We start from the raw sequence: 1,055 nt of genomic DNA on the forward strand, positions 1-1,055 counted from the left end.
AGTGATCCGCGCGATCAACGCCGCGGGCATCGGCATTCGTGCGGAGGTGAATAAGTCGGCCAGCGGCATTGTGCTGCACGACACCACTGGCGGCTCAAGCAACGTGATCGTCGCCAACGGCGACGCCACGAATACCGCCGACAAGCTGCAACTCACCGTCAATGCCGCCCAGACATCATTCGACAGCGGCTCGCTCCACCGCCAATTCATCAGCCGCCAAACCAGGCTCGCCGACTACAACGGCGGCCACGGAGTCACGGCGGGCAAGTTCGTCATCACCGACAGCGACGGCGCAACGGCTTTGATCGATACGACGGGCGACGGCGTCGAGACGATCGGCGACGTGCTCGACTTGATCAACTCCGCCGGCATTGGCGTCGCGGCGAGCATCAACGACCGCGGCGACGGCATTCGCCTCGTCGACACCGCCGGCGGCAGCGAGACGTTGCGCGTCGCCAACGGCAGCCACGACACGGCCAGCGACTTGCGGATCGTCGGCGACGCGGAAGTAGTCGACATCGGCGGCGCGCCGACGCAAGTGATCGACGGCTCGACCGCCGTGGCGATCGAAATTTCCGCAACGGACACGCTGGAAGACCTTGTTGAAAATCTCAATGCCTCGGGCTTGCCGCTGGCGGCCAATTTGTTCCACGACGGCTCGGGGACGACGCCGTATCGGCTGTCGCTCACCGCGAGCGAGAGCGGCAGCGCGGGGCGTCTGCTCATCGACACGACGGCCGCCGGCTTCGCGCTCGACGAGATCGTCGCCGCGCAGGACGCGCGGCTGCTCTTCGGCTCGCCGGCCGCCGGCGGCATCGTCGCGTCGTCGAGCGACAATACGTTCGACGACTTGATCGGCGGCCTGTCGCTGACCCTGGGCGAACCGGCGGCCTCGCCCGTGACGATCAGCGTGACCAGCACCGATACGTCGATCGTGTCGGCCGTCAAGACGCTCGTCGACCAGTTCAACAAGCTGCGCGACAAGATCGACACCCACACGTTCTTCAACGAGGAAGACAACTCGACGGGGATCCTCTTCAGTTCGAACGAAACTC

1 protein-coding gene is annotated in these 1,055 nt (G+C 65.4%); it reads left to right on the top strand.

The annotated features are described in order from the left end of the window. Positions 1-1,055: flagellar filament capping protein FliD (gene fliD / locus IT392_13620; protein ID MCC6545510.1), on the top strand; the 1,055-nt coding region annotated here is incomplete at both ends.

Source organism: Nitrospirota bacterium, assembly GCA_020846775.1.
Taxonomy (GTDB): domain Bacteria; phylum Nitrospirota; class 9FT-COMBO-42-15; order HDB-SIOI813; family HDB-SIOI813; genus RBG-16-43-11.